Origin of the sequence: Rhodococcus sp. 66b (assembly GCF_002076325.1) — a bacterium.
GTDB lineage: Bacteria > Actinomycetota > Actinomycetes > Mycobacteriales > Mycobacteriaceae > Rhodococcus_F > Rhodococcus_F erythropolis.
Window position 1 is genome coordinate 1 of sequence record NZ_MUZB01000023.1, and the last position, 17,854, is coordinate 17,854.

The window sequence follows — 17,854 nt, forward strand, 5'->3', positions numbered from 1 at the left end:
CACCGGAAGAACGTGCTGCGCTCGAAGCGCAGGCGAACTTCATCGGCCCGATGACCCCGGAGGGCGAACAAGCACGCAGGGACGCACAAAACGTCCTCGCCGCCAACCCCCCGGAGCCGGCAGATTCAGACCTCGGCCAGCTCATAATCGGTGACCCTAACTCCGAGGTCTCCGAACCACCGATCACCGACACAGGAACCGGAAACCCTGTCGGCGACGCGATACTCGCCGACCAAACCCAGGAGCCGATCACTTCGAACATCGGCGGGCGGGACTACACCACAGAACCTGCGGACCCGGCAGATTCAGACCTCGGCCATCTCATGTCCGGTGACCCTAACTCCGAGGTCTCCGAACCACCGATCACTGAAACAGGAACCGGAAACCCTGTCGGCGACGCGATACTCGCCGACCAAACCCAGGAGCCGATCACTTCGAACATCGGCGGGCAGGACTACACCACCGAACCCGCTGTCACCGACGTCTCGTTCACGGACGAAAACGGAACCAGCTGGTCTGGCACAGCCTCGAAAGTGCCGAACGTGTGGAGCTGGACGTACACCGACGCCCAGGGAGAAGAGCACGACCTGCAGGTCACCTACGACGAGCAGGGACGCCCCTACCAGGTTTTCGACCATTCCAACTCGGAACTGTCCCTGTACGACTGGAGCACCGGCGAACCAGTTCGGATAGGCGACGCGCAGCATCTGGACCCCGGTGTCGCTTACGATCAGCCCTACACCGACGAGGTCATGAGCTTCGTCGTCCCACCGCTGCGCGGGGTCCGCCTGGGCCTCGGCGCGATCCGGGCCGAAGACCTGATCGTCTCGAACCGGACAACACCCACCCGGCCCCCGACCAGCGCACCGTCTGTTCCGGCGCAGAGTGTTCCCCGGCCGGGTGCAGTGCCACCGCGCGGCATACCCGTCATCGACGGCACCGTTCCACCTGCCGAACATGACCAACCCGCGATCCCTTCCGTGAATGAACCTGCACGCCCGGATCCCACGATTCCGGAACCCTCGCAACCCACTTCGCCCGGCGATCCCGACCGTGGCCAGTGGGAATCATCCACGCCGGGGGAGATTGGTGATCCAGGGCCGAACCTGACACCAGGGATTTCTACCCCGAATGTTCCCTCGCCAGGTCACGTCGAGGAACCGAGTGTGCCGACTCTGCCCGATGTCGGTCAGGTGCCGGTGAATCCGGATGCTCCCGGCGCTCCACAGCAACCCGGCCCACCGGAATTCGACCCCTTCGCCACCGATCCGAGCACCATTCCCAGCCCTGGCGCCATCGAGGACCCGACGCAGCGACCCGCGGTCACGATGCCTCCCACACAGCCTGACAGCCCGGAAGGGCCAGGGGTTGAACAGGATCCGTTGTGGTGGATGCCGTTCGCACGAGAAAAACCACCGCAACTCGCACCCGGGGAAACACCGCCGGACATCGTGGAGGTCGAAGGAGTCGGCCCGTTGGATCTGCGTACGCTGCAGTCCAGGATCATCGGTGATCGGGATAGCACCGATGTCGGTGTGTGGGGTGAAGCGAAGGAAGGTGACCGATACGACGCCGCTCTGAAGTTGAAGCCGTATCGGGTGTTTCAGGAACTCGTCACGTTGGTGGACGGCAAGTTCGCCTTCATCTTGCCGCTCGATGCCGCGAAGAACGGCGCGCTCAAATTCGACGGGTGGTTCCCGGACATGAACGTCATCGTCGACGCGAAACACATCTACGAGTTCATCTTCGACCGGAACGGTGAACCTCGCCTCACAGCGTGGTTCGCTGATACCTGGCGAGTGAAGTGGCCTGATACGGCACGGGCGCAGCTTGCTGCCCTCGCACAAGCTGGCATGGACGCGGAGCTCGTGTGGGTGATGCTCAACGAGCAATATGCTGAACTCGCCAGGGAAGGTTTCGAGCAAGCAGATGTCGTCGGTGTGACGGTGGAGACTATTACGCAATGGCTGGAAAGGACGGGGCGATGAGCATAGTCGGGCGATGGCCGACAGTGATCGGATATTGGGGCACGCGGGTGCAGACGAGTCAGGAGGTGGCGCAGACGATGCGGGCCTTCCTCGACGACCTGGAAGCGATCGACCCGGATTGGGCATTGCCGTGGGTGAATACGAAGCAGCGAAGTCGAGGTACTGCGGATCTCAGTGTGGACGGGTTGGTGCGAATCTTCGAGCACTCCCGCTCCGGGGAGATGGGATACTCGGATACCCCGGGGCCGGGCTACAGCATCAGTTTGTCGCCGGAAGACGGAACCGCGCGGGCGATCATCGCCTGGGTCGGCGGCGTGGAAACCAGTGCACCCAACAGTGTTCAGGTGGCGTTGCCGACGGAAAAGGATGTTCCCTCCGAACTGCGACGGTTGCTCGACCCAGGCATCGGAGACGCGATCATGAAAGTGATCGTCGAACATTGGGAACCGGATCGGGCTCGATGGAGCATCGGCGACTACAGGAAACTTCAGAATCGGTCGAAAGGCGAGGTCGAGGTGGGATGGGAGACGTACTTCCATTCCGGAATCACACTCGATCGCAGCATGCTGCCCCAATCTGCGGTGGTAGAGGAACTGCCCACTGGCACGTTGATCCGGCTGGGAGACAAGCCAATGGAGGTCGCTGCCGCCGACATCGTGGCAGTACGCGCAGCGTTCGGGTATCCGGTGTAGCGCCAGAGCCTGTTCGGATTGGCCGATCGTCTTCGAGTAGGAGTGACGTTGTCTGCTTCATCTTTACGTCGCGATCCGACGTCCGGATTGACCTTGAAAGTCATGGCGCGAAAGGGGCCGCCGGAAGCCGAATCGGTCACCGCAGTGCTGGCAGCGCGGTCACTGCAGTTCCTTCGAGAGCTTGACCCGGTCTTCGACGTCGACATGTATCGCTCCGTGAGGAATGACCTTCCCGACGGCGTTACGGTCGAGCAGGCTCTGGCATCGAATGGTAGACGGATCCTCACGCCTCAGACAGAGGCCTCCCTCGAGGCCGCAATGATCGAGAGCAGAAAGTCTCCTGATGCCGCAGGCGGGATTTACCCACTCTCATTCGGGCATCAACTCAGGTTGTTCACCGACAACGGAAACATCGAAATTCTCATCGGATTCGGGGGTACGGCAGGAGCAGGTTCCTTACTTTGCACCTTCATCTGGCCGTACCCAGGGGGCTTCGCCGATGAATCTCTGATCTCACTGTCATTGAAACTCGTCCAGGCCATGGCCGATATCTGGGACGCTCCCACGGCCGTGCTCTACCGGGATGCGGAGCTCACACCTCAGTACAACGTGCCCGGCGACGCAACGGTGGGCAGTTGCACCTACTTCGGCCCTGAGATGCCGATCAACGAAACGCAGATCCCACCCACTGTCGAAGCTTTTCCGTACAAGAAAGGAACGATCGGCATCCAGCGTGATCCACGCGCCCCGTTGGTTGCCGACGATATCCGAAGCATCCGTGCAGCGGCCGGCCTGCTGACCGAACGACCGGAGGTTCGCCTCCAACGTCCCAGCGTGGGCGTCCATGACAGGTGGACACCAATCTGGCCACCCAGATGGAAAGGCGCGGTGGAGGGCGGCGCGTCGGATTTGAGCACAATCGGCACCTTTAGAAACCGCTGTGTCATGACTCCATCACATGGTTGAGCACTGGTCGATCATATTGCCGGGTACGGTAGCTCGACTCAGGAACGATGACCGGTACATCGCCGCTGAAGCTTCGCTGACGCGTGCGGGCTCCCTGATTGCAGGTTCGCAACATCGCGTCATGCTTCTTTCTCACGAGCGCGTCAGAATCCTCACTCCGGTCACTATCCGTTACCGGATCGGGGACCAGTCACGGATCCACTTGCCGGTTACCGTTCGGGAAGTCGGCCAACTCCTGATATTTTTCGAACGCGGCTTCCTGATAGCCGATGTTGTACAACGTCTGTGACATCTGCTCGAAGAGCATGCCCGCTCGACGGCGCGAAAGATCTCTTCGCCGAGCGCCATGGCATCCCCAACGCCGCGGACACCGATGGGACGACCCAGAATTGCTGGCCGGGCTGTCGCCGTGCACCGGGATGTTCTCGGTGGAAACGGACTGAGTTCTCCGGTACGAGTGCGGGATCGAGAATCTGCCACCGCTCGATCTCGCCGAGAACGGGTGCGACCACCTTGTCGAGCACGGACACATACCCAGCAGCCTCATCGGACGTGGCATAGATCCGAAACCCGAATTTGAGCACGTCAGCTTCCTCGAAAGGAACCGGCGGGTCCGGAGGTGTATCCCACACCGTGCCCTCGTAGACGTCGACATCCCCGACCTTCCCGAGATCCGTCGCAATTGTCTCCACCAAGAACAGCATCAGATGTCCGTAGAGAGCCGCCAGACGCGCCTGCCTTGCGAAGATCTCCAGGATGCTCCGGCCGGTCCGACGGTCGATGTGCAGCAGCACGTCGAAGTCCGCGATCGCAAGGACAGTTCCCACCGTCGCAGGGTCGCTGCCATAGCTGAAGCTCGCGACATCACTGAGGACATCGTTGAACGCATCCAGGTTCTTTCCGTAGTAGTCCGGAAACGACAGTGATGCTGCGAACGCGGCGTGCATGTCCTCAACGGAGGTCCATTCCTGCGCCTCGAGCTCATGCACCAGATAGCCGAGGTCTGTGAGTCGTGTGCACGCGCTGTCGAGCTGGAACCGAGTGGCGTACCGGAACACGAACCCCGACTGCAGAAGCGTCCAGTCGAACCCTTGCCGCTGCTCGTGGAACAGTTCCCGCTCAGTCGGATCAAACACCACCCTGCGCGCCATCCACCGAGCGTATGCGTATCCGATCGCGATCGGGGACGTTGTCGACGAGCGTCGTCAGATCCGCTTCGTCGTTCGCGACACGGCGGGAGAACAATTGCGTTCCGTCGCTGTCGATCACCACGCAATGGTGGTGGGTTTTACCTGCCTCGATGCCTGCCCATAGTGGTTTCATGGGTTCCCCTTCGGCTCTCGATTCGGTTGACAGACCTGGTGGACGACCTCTCCGTCGTGTCCTTACACAGCGATATAGTTCGCATCTCTCAATAAGCGGTCGAGTCGTCGAGAACACCGGGCGGCCATTCTCCTTCAGCCATGCGCACAGCAGAAACAAAAGAGCCATACCCGGCGTTCCCAGGCAGCTCCGAACCTACAAATATTCGCCAAGTACCGCCCAGCAACACGGTAAGGAAACAAATAGAACGCTTTTCCAGACGGAGCGAAGCGGAGTTCTCTTCGGGGGACACCGCAGGCGGCCGGGCCGCCGGGCAGGCGGATGCAATTGGTGATCCGACCGAGCGGGGTGACCTAGTGTCCTGTGCCGGTAAGTAACCTTCCGATATGGCTCTCGGAAACGGGGTGGTCGCTCGCATCGAGCGGACCGTGGACTTCTACGGTCCCGGCCGTCCGATTCCGGCAGACGAGCTTCACACGCGATTGCAAGCGCTCGACATCGTCCCGGACAAAGACTTCACCGAGTTCGTGGGGCGTTGGGGTGGATGCTTCGTGGGCGTGTCAGTGCACGCATGGGACAACGCCGAACTTACCGGTCGTGAGACATGCATCGAGCTGACCATTGGGGCACGTGACGCATACGGTGCCCTCATCGACGGGGTGGTGTTCGCTGACGACGGGTCGGGGAATCCGATCTGGATCGCTGCGGACGGAAGCGTGTGCTTGGTCGACCATGACAACGGGAACACAGTTGTTCGACTGGCGGCCAGTTTCCGCACGCTGTTGGAGGAGAACGTCGACGACTGACTCACGAAGGCATCCGCGCGATGTCGGCCGCCCCTCGTCGCCCTCGCGGGCTGCATGTCCGCGGTGGTCGCCCAACGACCGTACCGGTCGCCGAGTGGTGTTTGTACATGCAGGGCCGGTGAGCGTACTACTCACCGGCCCTTTTGGTGCGTTCACGAGGTGGCAGGCACTTCGGTGACGGCGTCGGCAGTCACGAGCAGGTCGATCTCGACGAGATTGGTTCCGCCGGCATCGGTGACACGCACGGTTACTCCGGCCAGCCATTGGCCGTCGTTCATTTTCGCCCAGAATTTCAAGGCTCCGTCGAGGTATCCGGACATGTACAGCGCGGACGTTTTCACGCGCATGCTCACATGATCAGCGCGTGATGCTCCCCCACGTCCGAGCGGGAGCGCCCGGGCCGATGTCGACTTTCACTGCCCGCGGCTCGTCGAATGTCCTGATCACGGGGTGGTCGGGCCAGCATTCGGTCCAATGGTCGGTGTTGATCACTGTGCTGCCCGGAGCGGCGACGTCGCGGCGAGAGTTCTGTCGTCGACAGTGCCCCAGCGGAGCTGTCCGCTCTCGTTGGAGATCTCCATGCGTCCGGTGCGTAGTTGGAGCCCTTCGCCGGCGGCCGCGACGTCGAGCCGAACGCCTGTCACCCGCCCTCTCACCGCAGACAATCCTGAATACCCGGCGACACGGGACGAGATCCGCAGATCAGTGCCATCCCGTTGTCCTTCTGCGACGATGAGGAGCGATCCCCTACTTCTTCACTGGACTACACGAGACCTCTGAGTCGCAGGCGAAGACGCCGGGGACGATACAACTTGCGTCGAGCGACCGTTCCAATATCTAGGGCAGTTGCACAAAGGTTGGATGTTCATGAACGGATCGGACTTCAATGCCGCAATCAGCGGAATGACCCTGCAGGACGGCAACACTGCGCCGTGACACTGCTCCTACGTTGGTTCGTCGTCCCGGCAGTGGGTGCGGTAGCCGATGCGTACAGCGGCAATCACCACAGCGGAGTTGAAGTCGGCCTTCTCCGCCAGCATCAGGAAACCGAAGATACCGCCGGTCTCATGGCAGGAAACGCAATGGAATAACTGCGACTGAACACGAACATCGAAGTTCGCAGCGCGGTCTCCGTGAAACGAACAGTAGCCCTTCTTCGCGTCGCGCCCACTCCACTGAGCTTCGTAAACTCCTCAACGACATCTGCCAGCGAGGTCCGTTCCCGAATCGCAGTCAGTTCCCCGTCAGGAATGCGTGAACTAGTCACGCACCCGAACCTAGACGGCTGAACGAAGCTGCACAGTACAGCCACATTTTTCAGTCACTACGCAGCTATCGACTAAAGCATGAGCGTCATCGGTTCCCTACTCAGGCCCCGTCTTCCGGCCTCTGAGGCCTTGGGTGATGTTTCCGTAACATCGAGCATCAAATACAGCTTGATTTCTCGGACAACCGTCCGTGCCGCAAGACAACGCCCTGCCTGTGTTCGACCCGATAACTCGCTTCGGCTGGCTGACTCGGTCAGCAACCAGATGATCAGTTCATGGCCGGTCCTGCAGCAGAACCCAGAACATAGGACCGGCGTCCCGAACGATGCCGGCCATCGTGGTGCCGCCCTGCTGCGCCTCGCCGACGCATCCCGATGCACTCTGACGGGTAGGGACGGGATATTGGCTATGGACGCCTGTGATGACACACCGGACCCGGATCCGGAACGATATTCACCGCCACAATTTCGTATTACACTAATAGCTATGACTGACGAAACGATCAACGATCAGCCCGTCACCGACAACATGATCGAAGAATGGGCAAACGAAGCCGAAACCGGCTACGACGTCGAAAAGCTACGCAAACGCGGCCGGCCCACCCTCGGCGCCGGCCCCGGCGCAGTAGTGCCCGTACGGATGGACGCCGCATTGCTCGAAGCCTTGAACGCCCGCGCAGAACAAGAACACGTCTCCCGGTCCGAAGCGATCCGAGAAGCAGTGCGTGCCTGGACCCAGGTCGCGTGAAAGCACACAAATCCGCACTCAAACACGCAATCAGCGAAAACGCCGGCATCTACGCGGCAGAGCACCACGTCTATGTCGCCGACTTGGACGACGATAACCCCGCCCGCCAATTCCGGCTGGGCTTCGACCCGAACGGACGCCTCCTGGAGCTGGTTGTGCTGCGCTTCGACAGCGGAAACGAGCTACTCATACACGCCATGAAGGCCCGACCTCAGTACGTCGATCTCCTGTAATCGATCTTTGTTCATCGAGTGCGATGAAGGGAAGTCGACCTGCTCGCCGGTACGACGAGGACATCGCCATCAACGCTCGATGATCGCAGCCTCCACCGACACAGGTGCGTTCACCTCCACCGCCCCGTGCCGAGAACTGGCACCACCGACCGTTCTCACCATCAGTGGGGCGACATGCAGCTCACACGACATCTCTCCCCCCACGACACTGAATATTCACCCCACACCCGAAAGTTGTTCAGTGACATGACAAATGAATACCCAGATGCCGGAGAGGTAGCGCTCGACGACAGCCGCTTTCGGCGCTGACCCCGTCAGCTCTATGACGACGGCACTGAACCCGATCCACGACTCAGTCTCGCCAACGAACCCTCCTGGCGCACGAGCACCCGATCTCAGATGCCACGCCTGCTGTTGCTGGATTTCTGTATTGCCACGATGTACTGAGGCGGGTTGGGTTCGCGGACGACGATCCGACAAGCGACTTCAAGATCGCCTCAAAGAGGTTGCCCCACAAGACAATTATAAATAACTTCTGTCAAGCACGACACGAAGGCCGTTCCCACCTCCCGACCAACACGCGACGCGGGACCAATCGCTCCGAACGCGAACACTACGAATACGGACCACGTCACTGCCCGTGCCGCCCCGACCGGCTGAGACAATCCCCGGAGACAGACAGTCGGTTTCCATTGTCGAATGAAAGGGAGCACTTCGTGACCTATTGGGCGGTTGCTCGGCCAGACTCGGGTTCCGGTGAGGTTCTCGTACGCGATGGTTACGTCGTCGGTGACGATGCCGCGATCGCGCAGATCGCAGACGTATGTGTGCAGTTTGCTACGGCGGAGGACGGTTCGCGGCCGATGATCTGGGTGTCGTTGGGAAGCGCGAACGCTCGGGTATCGGGCTTTGGTGGCCAGAGTCTTGACCGTACTGAACTCGAAGCCGAGATCCGCCGGTGTGTCACTGAGGAACAGAACGCACAGCGCCGCGCCGCTGTCGAGGCGATGATCGACGGTTCTTCGCACGCGCGAAGAGCCGCGCATTCAACGCCGGCGGGTTCAGTTCGTGATCAGTGGAACCGGATCACCGAGTGGCTGCGAGTCCACTTTCCCGGCATGACGATCACTGGAGCCGAGCGCGACCGTGTGGACGCCGCGATCGAGAGAACGGGACAAAGCTGGCCGGCCGAGTTAATCGAGCTGTACACCTTGGTCGACGGAGTTTCCGACGAAAGGTTGCTGGGGTTGCTCCACCGTTTCGCGCTTCTCACGTTGGACGATGTCCTCTGGTATTGCGAATCGTCTATTCAGATTGGGGACGAGAGTGCGCGCTTGTTCGGCGATGGCCCCGTTGAAGGCCCCACCGACGCTGGATTTCAAGCCGACACCTTCCTCCCGGATTTCGTGCCTTTCGCAGGGATGGACGGCAATTTCTTGTGCGTCGACACCCGCCCCGGCCCCATGCACGGTTGCGTAACCGAATTCGACAAAACCGGGGCAGACGAACCCGGACCCCGTTGGGTCTCAATCAGCGCCATGCTGACTGACCTCGCCGACAGTCTGACGACCTCGCAAGCATTCGACGACGGGTGGTACTGGACGAGCGTCAATGGAGCCCTCGAATGGGAATCTGACCGCACGTGGCGACTCAGACAGCTTGTTAAAAAAACATCTTTCGCGGCCTGCACGCGAGGGGCCCAATTAGGGCAACTCTGAAAGAGGCCAACTTCGAGAGCGGCTGCGCGACTGCATCCCACCCGTAGGTTTCTTCGTCCGCTCCATCCGGGTGCTTCCGAAGATCACGCGCGTGGTGACAGAATCGAACAACTGACGGCTACGCGAGGGATATACCCTTGAGGGCACAGTCACGTTGTTGCGCACGGCAACTGGGAGAATGAGGAATGGCGACCCCAATGCCGTCGGATAAAGGTCGCTGCTACCCGGTCGAGATCATCAACGGCTGCGTGTGGCTGTACTTTGGGTTCCCGCTCAGCTTCCGTAAGTCGAGGAACTCATGCTCGAAGGCGGTGTCGTGGTCAGCGATGAGACGATCCGGCGGTGGTACGCCAAGTTCGGGCAGGCCTACGCAAACCAATTGCGACGACGGTGGGCGCGACCCGGTGACAAGTGGCACCTCGACGAGGTTTTCATCCCAATCAGAGGCCGGGAACATTACCTGCGACGGGAGGTCGACCAGCACGGCAACGTACTCGAGGAACTGGTCCAGCCCCGACGAAACAGGAACGCCGCCAAGCGATTCTTCCGTAAGCTACTCGAGCGGGCTTGCGCTATGTGCCGCGAGCAATCGTCACCGACAAGCTCGGCAGCCCCCAAGTGGCGCACCGCGAGCTGCTGGCCTCGGTCGAGCATCGCCGATCCAAGTACTTGAACAATCAAGCCGAGAACTCGCATCAACCCGCCAGGCAGCGAGAACGGGCCATCAAACGGTTCACATCGGCCCGACACGCGCAACGCTTCCTGTCCGTCTTCTCGGGCTATCCGCCTTCTCGGGTATCTCACCGCATTTCCAATCCTGGCGACACAGACTCCCGGCGCCCGAATGGCGTACCGAGATGACCCACCGGTTCGCGGTCTGGCAGGAAGTCACCGCGACCGGTGTTGTTGCGTGAAAGCGAACGGGCCAGTGGCATCCTGTAACCGACCGCACTAAACATGCTTCGCTGCTTCACTTTTCGATCAACGTGACAGTGCCGTCGCCAGTGTCATCGACTGATCCGAAACCGCGCAGGGCGATCCCTTGTCCGAACTGGCAACATCGACCCTTTGCCACCCGGAACATCTCGACGACGTTGTCGAAGGCTACGGCGCTGTCGTCGACCGCGAGGTCATCCGTGCCTGGTGGACATTAGGAGATAGGGATACTCCTATGCCTGATGGGCAGCTACTTCTTGCAGGGGAAGTGCTGCAACGAGAGCTGCATCAAAGGACATTGGCCCCCCGAGCTGCCGCACCCTTCGGAGAGCCTATGTCAGTGAAGAACTCGGCATTTGCGCTGACATAGCCGGCCCAGAGGTCAGGCAGATCCTCTTGCTTCGACAGGACAAACCGATTCGCAGGCCCCACAGTCGATGCACTCCCCCGGGTGGATATACATTGATCGCTCACCTTCATAAATGCAGTCAACGGGACAGGCCTCCACACACGACCGGTCCAGGACATCCACGCAGGGAAGTGCAATGACGTAGGCCATTTTTCACAGCTCCTAGACACCCGTATAGATGGTCTTGCCCCAGGAGAAGAACTCCAGCGCAGTGTGGCCCTGTTCCCGGAAGGTGTTTGTCGATGAATCCCCGATCCCGCCGAACGGTACGTTCAGATCCAACCCCGCAGTTGGTCGGTTGACCTTGACGACCCCGGCTTGGGCGCGCTGGGTGAAGTCGGTTGATCGAGCGAGGCTGTCGGTGCAGATGCCTGCGGTGAGGCCATAGGACGAGTTGTTGATCTGGGCAAGCCCCTCCGCGTAGTCGGGGACTTCAAGAACCGCGACCACGGGGCCGAAGATCTCGTCGGTAACGACGGGTCGTCGTTGGATACATTGGTAATCACCGTCGCTTCAAAGGCCTGGCCGTTTGAGTGGCCACCCTGCACCACGTTATCGGCAATGAATTTTCGCACTTGGATCGCACACTCGAAGTACTATCTGGCATTTTGAACGTGGAAATTGGATATCATTTCATTGCTGCGGCGATTCTGAGTGGTCAGTTCGGCCGCGCAAGGCCTGCCCTCCGGCTGTGCACTCGCCGGGGGTGGGTCTCTCCAAACGCTCACGCCGCCACGTTGAACCGTAGGCACTATGGACGCGCTGGCGACGCGCCTGCCTGATACTTAAGTACCGTGTGCAACCGCCAAGCGCGGTTCGGCCCCATACTCGAGAAGTAGTATCCCTCGTGCACGTTCGCCTTTGCCGGCTCGGCGTGCGCGGCCCGCCTAGACGGTATGAGGGACCGCCGACGTTCAGCCGGGGGTTGCGGGCCGGGGCCTCACTCACCCATGGTCGTGGGTTACCGAGTGGGAATCCCTGCCCGGTCTTTCCAACAGTGGTGGGAGGCCCCGGTGTTTACAGAGCGTACGAGTGTTGGTCTTGATGTGCACGCACGATCGGTGACGGCTGCGGCAATCGACAGCGTCACCGGTGACGTGCATCGAGCGCGGTTGACCCCGTCCTACGAACACATTCGGTCCTGGATTGCTGATCTTCCAGGACCGGTGGCGGTTGCTTACGAGGCAGGTCCGACCGGATTTGGACTGTATCGGGCCTTATCTGATGCCGGTGTGAGATGCGCCGTGGCCGCGCCGTCGAAGCTGCAAAAACCAGCCGGGGACCGAGTGAAAACCGATGCGCGTGATGCGATGCATCTGGCCGAGCTGTTGCGACTCGATGAGGTCACTGCGGTGTCGGTGCCGTCGGTTGAGCAGGAAGCGGCGCGGGACCTGGTGCGTGCCCGCGAGGACTGCCGCGGCGATTTGATGCGGGCTCGGCACCGGTTGTCGAAACTGCTGTTGCGCCATGGCATCGTCTATTACGGAGGTGCGGCATGGACCGGGGCACACGATCAGTGGCTTCGGCGCGAAGCCGCACCACAGTTGACCGCACCAGCCACCGCGACGGCCTTCGATGCTGACTACGACCATGTGCTCACCATGGTGGCCCGCCGCGACCGTTTGGACAAAACGATCGAGGACATGGCCGCCGATAGTGAGTTCACCCCAATCGTGCACCGCGTGTCCTGTTTGCGCGGGGTCTCGACGTTAACCGGGTTCGCATTGGCAGTGGAGATCGGGGACTGGAATCGATTCACCGGCAACAGCATTGGCTCGTTTGTGGGTTTGGTTCCGTCGGAGTATTCGTCGGGGAAATCGCGGGTGCAAGGGTCGATCACCAAAACCGGGAACACCCACGTCCGCCGACTCTTGGTCGAGGCGGCGTGGCATCACCGTGCCCGCTATCACGTGGGTGCGGTGATGCGTGGCCGCTGGGATCTGGCTCCCGCGGCCGCACGAGCACGCGGCGATGAAGGTAACCGTCGTCTGCATCAACGGTGGGTGCGATTCCTCGAGCGGCGCAAGCGGCCAGTGGTGGCGAATGTGGCGATCGCGCGGGAGTTGGCCGGCTGGTGCTGGTCGCTGGCGGTGATGGACTGCTGAAAGTCCCATGAACTGCTTCGTCGAGTCAGTCGGTGGTGGCAGCGCGTGGATCGACCCGCGACACAACTATGAGCAGACCTTCGGGTCGATGCTCGATCCTAGACACGCGGATACGATCCAGCCGAAACCCCGTCCTGCGGTAACCAATCCGCGCATATCAGTCTGACCGCGCGTCGCGATACGACACGCTCACCACACGGACTCATCGACGAAGCACAGAGACGCCGCCAGGGTCGCTCCTTGGCGGCGTCTCACCCTGCCTCTTGACAAACTTTCTTACATATCAGGTGTAACTGACGAACACTGTGGGCGGGCCATCCGGCGAATGGAGAACTCCGTCCACCCGGACAGGAATCGGCGGCCCTGCCAAGTCTCCGGCAGTCCGGCGCCGAATCTCGTCGAGAATCTGCTTGTTCGACAATTGCTGCAGCGACTTCCGTGTGGGCGACAACGGCCGGTTCTCCTCTTCCGTCATGAACCCGGTGGCGATCAACACTTCCTGCACAGGCGCATCGAACAACGCTGCGACGCGCCGCAGCACCTGCGGGGTCGGGGACCGCGAGATCCTTGTCCACTGACGCATCTGGGATGGATACACACCGAGCGCCCGAGCTGCTTCCTCTGGGCTTTCATAGCCGCGGGCCACGATCTGGTCTCGAACCCAAGCTGCGAATCCTGAAGCCTTGGGCGTTATTTTCCCACGGAATCTCTGAACATTCGCGCAGCGAAACAGTTCGAGAGTTTCGCGCTCGGATCAGTTATCCCCATGCGTTGTCCATGATTTGGGGATAGTTCAACACTCAAGTATCTGTGACTCCGCGAAGACTGGTATCGGAACCCTCGGATCCGTAGATTTTCCTCGGCGGCATCGCTCGAACCCCCAAACTTCGAGTATGGCGTAGCCCTGCCGACGCGATCCCCCGGACAGTCGGCAGGGCACCACAAACGGTGCGCCGCTTCCGCCTCGGTTCTCGGCGCACCCCGGGCCGCCAGCGTGCTGATCACACACTCGCTGGTGGCCCTTCTAGCAACACCCCTGGATTTCGAAATGCCCGACGAGACTGAGGTTTGGCATTCCCCTCATGCGTTATACAGCTGCCGCGGCAGCTCGATGTCGGTAACACGGTCAGCCACGCCGCCCAGTCCCGAGCTGGCAGCTCTCGCCTCGACTGCGCCGACAAGATCTTCCGCGGGTCGGGCCCCGGACGCCGAGAGTTGTAGTAGCTGATGAAAAACGGTGCATGCTGCACGCAATGCCGACGCTGCAGCAGCGCGGTTTACAACGGCTCATGGATCTCGCCGGCCGAACGGCTGAGACTGCAGCAAGATCACCGAAGTTCCTGCCTGCGGATGTCATTCCGATCCGAGAGTCGCTCTCGACGTCGTCTCGGGTTGCCACTGCGAACTCACACATCACGCGCCCCGCCTAAATGCGACAGAGGGCGAAGTCGGAGATGAAAAGGCCCCGAAGTTACGATACGGCTACCGTTGCAGGTATGGTCGGATTGTAAACGTATAGCGATACTGTTGTTCGTTTACCAGCCCTGACGGTCCCCTATCTTGTGTGGCCGTCAGGGCTGCCTTGCCACGGAGCACAGAAGGCCGAATCTAGTTACCCTCGGCAACTACCTGCGGCAGGAAGCCCGTCGTATCTAGCACACCTCGAAACGGAGATGTCGTGAAACGAAAAGCACTGCGCCTCATAACTGGAGCTCTCGTCATCGCCTTCGTAACCCGATCACTCGGTTCGGTGGCCACGACTCAGCCCTTCGGCGTACCTCTCGGGCACCGCCTCGTCCGCTGAAGACATAACAGAGCCCACCCACGCAGCTTCGGCCTGCCGACAATCCTGCTGACCCTGATGAGGCCGATAGTGCGGTCGTATGTTGTCGAATCGTGCGTGCCTGCGGGGATGCTCGTTATATAGGCTGTCGGTGCTGAAATTCTTTGCCCCGGGTACCACCGAAAGAAGTGCCGCTTCGAACGGCCACTTGCCGAGAGGCGCACGACGGGCACCGACCCTGTGAAGTCGCTGGACACCCTTTTCGGTGACGGCGGCTACGTCACATCCGGGGCGGTCGGTGTCGCCCAGGGCCCGAATCGGGGTTCGCCGGGTAACCTGGGTCGTTCGGTGAGAGCGAAAGGAGCGCTGAGGGCTTCACCGCCCGGATACCTTCGGCGGATGCGATCGCCTGACTTCTGCGGCTCGTACCGTCGCTGTATCGACTCCGTATCGACGGTGGGCCGGCGCACCTGCTCAACTGCTACCTCTGGCTAAACTAAGACGGCGTGACGCTCGCCGATACAGGATGGCCGGACAGCGCCGCCCTGATCGGACAAGCGCTGTCCGCGCTCGGTAGGGACCGCACAGACGTGAAGCGGATCGTGCTTACTCATTTCCACGACGATCACGCAGGTTCCGCCGCTGAGATAGCGACATGGTCCACCGTCGAAGTTGTAGCAGGTGCAGATGATTCAGCATTCGTATCCGGTACCGAGAGCGGACCGATTCCCGAACTGACAGATCTTGAGCGAACGATTCACGCCGACAGCAACAAAGCACCGCACGGTCCTGCCTGTCGTGTGGACCATGAAGTCCGAGACGGGGACGAATGGGACTTCGCGGGCGGGGCCCGTGTCATCTCGGTACCAGGGCACACCCCGGGAAGTATTGCGCTGTACCTGCCAGAGCCCGATGCGGTGCTCACCGGTGACGCAGTGGCCGAGTTCCACGGACAGTGGCCGAGTTCCACGGAGAGGTGATCCTCGGCGTCTTCAACACCGATCGCGCACGTGCGGCCCGCTCGCTCTCGAAACTCGCCGCCACGAAAGCACACATCGCAGGATTCGGACACGGTGAAGCCGTACTCACAGACGCCTACAAACGGATACAGTCCGCGACCGATCCGTTCGCGGCGGACGTCATGTTGGAATGAGGGAAAGTGCTCCAACGCGCGACGGGCACCGACCCGGTGCAGCCGCTGGACGCCCTTTTCGGTGTCGGCGGCTTCGCCATATACAGGGGCGGTCAGTGGCGTCCGGGGAGGTCGACCTCGCGGATATACAGTATTCGCAAGGTGCTGTATTCCGGCCGACGATGGACACTCAATCATGCGCCAACGTAGTCAAGACCGAACTCAGTCGACAAAGATGCGAATGTCGTCGGAATCGACTCGACGTCGACGAGGGGTGAATCATGACTCAACCGGAAACGATGTGCGAGCCGATCGTGATCGGATTCCTCTCGCCGTTTCTGCACGAAGACGCGGCCGCGAGGTTCGCCCATGAACACCAAATTCGAGCAATGGTCGGCCCACGCGCGCACTCCCGAGACGCGGACACGCATCCGCCGCCTGGCCGTATTGGAGCGCATCTTTCATGTACTGGGCGTCGTCGGCGTGTGCGCGTTCGTCGTCATGCTGGCCATCAGCTGGTACATCACCATCTCCGGGGAGGGTCCGTGGTGGATCTGGTTCCTGGACATCGGAGTACTGCTGGCGTCGATCTTCCCCTACTTCATGACGCTGACCAGACTCGAGACGGCGATGTACGCCGACGGCGAGGAGTCGGTCGGCACCATCACCTCAGTGGTCATCGACCCACACAACATCTCCGACAGTGAAGCTAGCTACCACGTCACGATTACGGCGGAACACCCTGAAGGTGGCCACATTCGACGTGCCACAAGCGTGCCCACGAAACCCAGACGCGGGGACCGGGTCCGCTTCCGCCACAACACCCGAAAACCCGACGATCTCCACGACATCCTGTACATCGGATTCGAGGAAAACGATCCGTAGACTCGCTCTCGACGACCAACCGCGAGCAGCAACTGCGAATGCGAAACCCCATCTCGCTTCCACAAGGATCTCAAACCAGCACCCGAACCTAAAAGCGAATTCAGGTCGATCAGGCAGTCACGGACGTCACCGAGAAAATTGCTCCAGGGTTAATGCTGCATGGGACCGTTGACGTGGAGCGAGTACGGAGGAACCTTGATGCGGGCGCGGTTCAGGCCCAAGCTCGATAGAGCTTCTCGGCATTCGATGTACGGATGGTCGATGATCTCGGTTCCGTCGACGTCGAGGACGTCCCCGCGTTGAGCACACAGCACGGGACCCACTTTCCGCGCGGACCGGCTGGATGACTGACAGATCCACGATGATCTCGCCGGGTGGCACCGACAACCCAGCGCAGCATCGAACGCGAGTTCTGGCGAGGTAACGACGGACTTCACCTCGGAGTGCGCAGCTGAAACGGTGGGCGTGTCTCCTGCGGTCGGAGCCCATCGGTTCCGGCAGGGTGTCGGAATGGCGATGACCGAATTGCCCGATCCGGGTGGGCAGTACGTGCCGTGTCCTGAGCTGGAGCAGCTAGCGATTCCCGCGGCACAAGTGGTTTGCGTGCGTGAGATCGCGCGCAGTCTCGGCCGGGATCCGTCCACGATCTCGCGTGAACTGCGGCGCAATGCTGCCACACGAGACGCCAAGCTGGAGTACCGAGTGTCGGTGGCACAGTGGAAGGCTGAACTGCTGGCCTGGCGGTCATCCGAAACGGGTGACGCCATATCGTGGCCTCCCTGCAAAACTGGCTCGAACACAGGGTGTCTCGACATGTTAGGGCGATCAAGGTGACTGCTCCGATTCGCTACCAGTTTCTCATT

17 protein-coding genes and 5 pseudogenes are annotated in these 17,854 nt (G+C 60.9%); 13 read left to right on the top strand and 9 right to left on the bottom strand.

Going from position 1 to position 17,854, the window contains the following annotated elements:
* From B0E55_RS29120 to B0E55_RS29130, 3 genes and pseudogenes are all read left to right on the top strand, one after another.
* Positions 1–1,988 (top strand): annotated as a pseudogene (locus tag B0E55_RS29120) (hypothetical protein); the annotation flags it as partial.
* Positions 1,985–2,680 carry an Imm52 family immunity protein gene (locus tag B0E55_RS29125; RefSeq protein WP_241896162.1) on the top strand — a complete coding sequence of 232 codons (696 nt, stop codon included), beginning with the start codon at positions 1,985–1,987 and terminating at the stop codon, positions 2,678–2,680. The pseudogene B0E55_RS29120 and the gene B0E55_RS29125, both read left to right, overlap by 4 nt.
* 48 nt (positions 2,681–2,728) lie before the next feature.
* Positions 2,729–3,646, top strand: coding sequence for a hypothetical protein (locus B0E55_RS29130; RefSeq protein ID WP_241896163.1), 918 nt, complete (start codon positions 2,729–2,731; stop codon positions 3,644–3,646).
* Between the two features lie 209 nt (positions 3,647–3,855).
* Here the strand turns inward: B0E55_RS29130 and B0E55_RS29135 are convergent, their stop codons facing one another.
* Together B0E55_RS29135 and B0E55_RS31730 are read right to left on the bottom strand one after the other, a co-directional pair.
* Positions 3,856–4,797 (bottom strand): barstar family protein, encoded by a 942-nt coding sequence (locus B0E55_RS29135; protein ID WP_241896164.1) that lies wholly within the window; start codon positions 4,795–4,797, stop codon positions 3,856–3,858.
* Positions 4,775–4,969 carry an IS110 family transposase gene (locus B0E55_RS31730; RefSeq protein ID WP_157902095.1) on the bottom strand — a complete coding sequence of 65 codons (195 nt, stop codon included), beginning with the start codon at positions 4,967–4,969 and terminating at the stop codon, positions 4,775–4,777. Before B0E55_RS31730 ends, B0E55_RS29135 begins: the two co-directional genes overlap by 23 nt.
* Positions 4,970–5,355: 386 nt before the next feature.
* Between B0E55_RS31730 and B0E55_RS29145 the strand changes: the two genes are divergently transcribed.
* On the top strand, positions 5,356–5,775 hold the full coding sequence (locus B0E55_RS29145) for an SMI1/KNR4 family protein (RefSeq protein ID WP_019749893.1): 420 nt from the start codon (positions 5,356–5,358) through the stop codon (positions 5,773–5,775).
* A 152-nt stretch (positions 5,776–5,927) separates the two neighbouring features.
* Here B0E55_RS29145 and B0E55_RS32325 read toward each other — a convergent pair whose 3' ends face one another.
* The 3 genes and pseudogenes from B0E55_RS32325 to B0E55_RS32690 all read right to left on the bottom strand — a co-directional run.
* Positions 5,928–6,122: a hypothetical protein gene (locus B0E55_RS32325; protein ID WP_080910979.1), complete on the bottom strand. Its 195-nt coding sequence runs from the start codon at positions 6,120–6,122 to the stop codon at positions 5,928–5,930.
* 141 nt (positions 6,123–6,263) lie between these two features.
* Positions 6,264–6,419, bottom strand: a complete 156-nt coding sequence (locus B0E55_RS32330; protein ID WP_241896165.1) for a hypothetical protein — start codon at positions 6,417–6,419, stop codon at positions 6,264–6,266.
* 300 nt (positions 6,420–6,719) lie between these two features.
* Positions 6,720–6,872: pseudogene (locus tag B0E55_RS32690) on the bottom strand (CHC2 zinc finger domain-containing protein); the annotation flags it as partial.
* A 657-nt stretch (positions 6,873–7,529) separates the two neighbouring features.
* Between B0E55_RS32690 and B0E55_RS29165 the strand changes: the two are divergent.
* From B0E55_RS29165 to B0E55_RS29180, 4 genes and pseudogenes are all read left to right on the top strand, one after another.
* Positions 7,530–7,790 carry a ribbon-helix-helix domain-containing protein gene (locus tag B0E55_RS29165; protein WP_019749898.1) on the top strand — a complete coding sequence of 87 codons (261 nt, stop codon included), beginning with the start codon at positions 7,530–7,532 and terminating at the stop codon, positions 7,788–7,790.
* Complete coding sequence (locus tag B0E55_RS29170) at positions 7,787–8,023, top strand: hypothetical protein (protein ID WP_019749899.1); 237 nt, start codon at positions 7,787–7,789, stop codon at positions 8,021–8,023. Before B0E55_RS29165 ends, B0E55_RS29170 begins: the two co-directional genes overlap by 4 nt.
* An 863-nt stretch (positions 8,024–8,886) precedes the next feature.
* Positions 8,887–9,741 (top strand): SMI1/KNR4 family protein, encoded by an 855-nt coding sequence (locus B0E55_RS29175; protein ID WP_125461327.1) that lies wholly within the window; start codon positions 8,887–8,889, stop codon positions 9,739–9,741.
* Positions 9,742–9,926: 185 nt separating this feature from the next.
* Positions 9,927–10,655: pseudogene (locus tag B0E55_RS29180) on the top strand (IS6 family transposase).
* Between the two features lie 255 nt (positions 10,656–10,910).
* Here the strand turns inward: B0E55_RS29180 and fdxA are convergent.
* Positions 10,911–11,236: pseudogene (gene fdxA, locus B0E55_RS29190) on the bottom strand (ferredoxin).
* 12 nt (positions 11,237–11,248) lie between these two features.
* Positions 11,249–11,536, bottom strand: coding sequence for an aldehyde dehydrogenase family protein (locus B0E55_RS29195; protein WP_080910981.1), 288 nt, complete (start codon positions 11,534–11,536; stop codon positions 11,249–11,251).
* Between the two features lie 563 nt (positions 11,537–12,099).
* Here B0E55_RS29195 and B0E55_RS29200 point away from each other — a divergent pair.
* A complete protein-coding gene (locus tag B0E55_RS29200; RefSeq protein ID WP_080910993.1) occupies positions 12,100–13,191 on the top strand; it encodes an IS110 family transposase in 1,092 nt (363 codons plus the stop codon).
* Positions 13,192–13,474: 283 nt separating this feature from the next.
* Here B0E55_RS29200 and B0E55_RS29205 read toward each other — a convergent pair whose 3' ends face one another.
* A complete protein-coding gene (locus B0E55_RS29205) occupies positions 13,475–13,774 on the bottom strand; it encodes an XRE family transcriptional regulator (RefSeq protein WP_241896166.1) in 300 nt (99 codons plus the stop codon).
* 658 nt (positions 13,775–14,432) lie between these two features.
* Here B0E55_RS29205 and B0E55_RS31575 point away from each other — a divergent pair.
* From B0E55_RS31575 to B0E55_RS29215, 3 genes and pseudogenes are all read left to right on the top strand, one after another.
* Positions 14,433–14,621: a hypothetical protein gene (locus tag B0E55_RS31575; protein ID WP_125461328.1), complete on the top strand. Its 189-nt coding sequence runs from the start codon at positions 14,433–14,435 to the stop codon at positions 14,619–14,621.
* A 752-nt stretch (positions 14,622–15,373) separates the two neighbouring features.
* Positions 15,374–16,127, top strand: a pseudogene (locus tag B0E55_RS29210) (MBL fold metallo-hydrolase).
* A 348-nt stretch (positions 16,128–16,475) separates the two neighbouring features.
* Positions 16,476–16,991, top strand: a complete 516-nt coding sequence (locus B0E55_RS29215; RefSeq protein WP_019749908.1) for a hypothetical protein — start codon at positions 16,476–16,478, stop codon at positions 16,989–16,991.
* A gap of 149 nt (positions 16,992–17,140) precedes the next feature.
* Here B0E55_RS29215 and B0E55_RS31735 read toward each other — a convergent pair whose 3' ends face one another.
* Entirely contained in the window at positions 17,141–17,305 is a 165-nt protein-coding gene (locus B0E55_RS31735; RefSeq protein WP_157902096.1) for a hypothetical protein, read from the bottom strand.
* A 202-nt stretch (positions 17,306–17,507) separates the two neighbouring features.
* Here B0E55_RS31735 and B0E55_RS29220 point away from each other — a divergent pair, with 202 nt between their 5' ends.
* Positions 17,508–17,825 (top strand): helix-turn-helix domain-containing protein, encoded by a 318-nt coding sequence (locus tag B0E55_RS29220; protein ID WP_370627638.1) that lies wholly within the window; start codon positions 17,508–17,510, stop codon positions 17,823–17,825.
* Positions 17,826–17,854: the final 29 nt, after the last annotated feature.

Excerpts from the sequence above, each read along its gene's own strand:
- B0E55_RS29215 (WP_019749908.1), top strand. The coding sequence starts at position 16,476 with ATGAACACCAAATTCGAGCAATGGTCGGCCCACGCGCGCACTCCCGAG.
- B0E55_RS31575 (WP_125461328.1), top strand. The coding sequence starts at position 14,433 with ATGCTGCACGCAATGCCGACGCTGCAGCAGCGCGGTTTACAACGGCTC.
- B0E55_RS29205 (WP_241896166.1), bottom strand. The coding sequence starts at position 13,774 with ATGCGTCAGTGGACAAGGATCTCGCGGTCCCCGACCCCGCAGGTGCTG.
- B0E55_RS29145 (WP_019749893.1), top strand. The coding sequence starts at position 5,356 with ATGGCTCTCGGAAACGGGGTGGTCGCTCGCATCGAGCGGACCGTGGAC.
- B0E55_RS29135 (WP_241896164.1), bottom strand. The coding sequence starts at position 4,797 with ATGGCGCGCAGGGTGGTGTTTGATCCGACTGAGCGGGAACTGTTCCAC.
- B0E55_RS31730 (WP_157902095.1), bottom strand. The coding sequence starts at position 4,969 with ATGAAACCACTATGGGCAGGCATCGAGGCAGGTAAAACCCACCACCAT.
- B0E55_RS29165 (WP_019749898.1), top strand. The coding sequence starts at position 7,530 with ATGACTGACGAAACGATCAACGATCAGCCCGTCACCGACAACATGATC.
- B0E55_RS29125 (WP_241896162.1), top strand. The coding sequence starts at position 1,985 with ATGAGCATAGTCGGGCGATGGCCGACAGTGATCGGATATTGGGGCACG.
- B0E55_RS29220 (WP_370627638.1), top strand. The coding sequence starts at position 17,508 with ATGACCGAATTGCCCGATCCGGGTGGGCAGTACGTGCCGTGTCCTGAG.
- B0E55_RS32325 (WP_080910979.1), bottom strand. The coding sequence starts at position 6,122 with ATGCGCGTGAAAACGTCCGCGCTGTACATGTCCGGATACCTCGACGGA.
- B0E55_RS29175 (WP_125461327.1), top strand. The coding sequence starts at position 8,887 with ATGATCTGGGTGTCGTTGGGAAGCGCGAACGCTCGGGTATCGGGCTTT.